The following is a 1356-nucleotide window of genomic DNA, read 5'->3' as shown; positions in this document are numbered from 1 at the left end:
TTGTCGTTTTCAGAAGACGGCTGCACTGAACGTCAGAAGCCGACTGCACTATAGCAGCGGAGGGGTTGGATCCATCAGGCAACGACGGGCTGCTGCCGGCCATCAGCGGACGCAGGGAGGACTTTCCGCAACCGGCCGTTCGATGCGGCACCGATGGCCTTCGCGCAGGGGTAGTGAATCCGCCAGGATTGACTTGCGCTGCCCTACCTCTCACTAGTGAGGGGCGGCAGCGCATCAAGCGGTGAGCGCACTCCGGCACCGCCAACTTTCAGCACATGCGTGTAAATCATCGTCGTAGAGACGTCGGAATGGCCGAGCAGATCCTGCACGGTTCGAATGTCGTAACCGCTGCGGAGCAAGGCCGTCGCGAACGAGTGGCGGAGGGTGTGCGGTGTGGCGGGCTTCGTGATGCCTGCTTGTTCTACGGCACGTTTGAAGGCGCGCTGAAAGGTCTGGTCATACATGTGATGGCGACGCACGACACCGCTCCGTGGATCGGTCGAATGCGTGTGCTGCGCAAAAACCCAGAACCACGGCCAGGAATGCCCGGCGCGCGGATACTTCCGCTCAAGGGCGTCGGGAAGCGCAACGCCGCTGCGGCCCTCGGCCTGGTCCTTCAGCCACCATGCCCGTGCACGCGACAGCTGCTCGCGCAGGCTGGGTGCCAAGCTCTCGGGTAACATCAAGGCCCGATCCTTGGAGCCCTTGCCCTCCCGCACGATGATCGTGCCGTGATCGAAATCCAGATCCTTGACCCGCAGTTGCAAACCCTCACTGATCCGCATGCCCGTTCCATACAGAAGCTGGGCGAACAAACGATGCTCGCCTTCCAGAAAACCGAGGATGCGAACCACTTCATCCGGGGTCAGCACCACCGGCAAGCGCCGCGACGGCCGAGGTCTTCCGATCTCCTGAAGCCAGGGCAGATCCGTGCACAGCACCTTGCCGTAGAAGAACAGCAAGGCCGCCAATGCCTGACGATGCGTGGAGACCGAAACCTTGCGCTCGTTCGCCAGCCAGGACAGAAATGCCTCGACTTCGCTGCTGCCCAAGGTTGCCGGGTGACGCACACCGTGGAAACGGATGAAGGCACGAACCCAGTGGACATAAGCCTGTTCGGTTGGTAAGCTGTAATGCAAGTAGCGTATGCGCTCACGCAACTGGTCCAGAACCTTGACCGAACGCAGCGGTGGTAACGGCGCAGTGGCGGTTTTCATGGCTTGTTATGACTGTTTTTTTGTACAGTCTATGCCTCGGGCATCCAAGCAGCAAGCGCGTTACGCCGTGGGTCGATGTTTGATGTTATGGAGCAGCAACGATGTTACGCAGCAGGGCAGTCGCCCTAAAACAAAGTTA

Annotated in this window: 1 protein-coding gene; it reads right to left on the bottom strand. The window is 60.2% G+C overall.

Features of this window, described 5'->3' with window-relative positions:
- Positions 1-203: 203 nt before the first annotated feature.
- Positions 204-1217 carry a class 1 integron integrase IntI1 gene (gene intI1, locus OKC28_RS22870; protein ID WP_000845039.1) on the bottom strand — a complete coding sequence of 338 codons (1014 nt, stop codon included), beginning with the start codon at positions 1215-1217 and terminating at the stop codon, positions 204-206.
- Positions 1218-1356 lie beyond the last annotated feature (139 nt).

It is taken from the genome of Aeromonas sp. D3, from assembly GCF_027705025.1.
Classification (GTDB): Bacteria; Pseudomonadota; Gammaproteobacteria; order Enterobacterales; family Aeromonadaceae; genus Aeromonas; species Aeromonas salmonicida.
Note: the sequence above shows the minus strand (reverse complement) of the source record. Positions and strands in the feature narration are given on the sequence as shown.